A 534-nucleotide genomic window follows, 5' to 3' on the forward strand; every position below is an offset into this window, starting at 1 on the left:
TATCCGGTTTTTGGGAAATAACTCAGCATAGCTATGCTGCTCATATGACCCCGCAAACATGTCATTTACGCGGCCAATCCGGTACGAAAAACCGGAATTTACAGTATATTAAACTTCACCGGTAAGGCCGGTCAGACCATGTGTCAGAGTGAGATCGCAATACCGAAATCACTCTGACACAATATTGTTGCAGATTAAACCTGCATGATTTCCGCTTCTTTGGTAACCAGCAGCTTATCGAGTTCCACAATGGTCTCGTCAGTCATTTTCTGGACTTTGTCAGACAGAACACGGCTGTCGTCCTGGCTGATAGCGCCGTCTTTTTCCAGCTTCTTCAGCTTTTCCATACCATCACGGCGAACGTGACGAACAGCAACTTTCGCACCTTCAGCATATTGGTTAGCAATCTTCACCAGCTCTTTACGGCGCTGCTCATTCAGCTCCGGCAGCGGCACGCGCAGTGTCATACCGTCTGTGATCGGGTTCAGCCCCAGACCGCTGTCACGGATCGCACGTTCAACAGCGCCAACCATG

Annotated in this window: 1 protein-coding gene; it reads right to left on the reverse strand. The window is 49.6% G+C overall.

Annotated features, from left to right (window positions below):
• Positions 1–194 precede the first annotated feature (194 nt).
• Positions 195–534 (reverse strand): ribosome-recycling factor (locus HBA93_RS18180; RefSeq protein WP_221724233.1); only part of this gene is annotated, 340 nt, incomplete at its 5' end.

It is taken from the genome of Ochrobactrum sp. SFR4, assembly GCF_019730395.1.
In the GTDB taxonomy this organism is placed as follows: Bacteria; Pseudomonadota; Alphaproteobacteria; order Rhizobiales; family Rhizobiaceae; genus Pseudochrobactrum.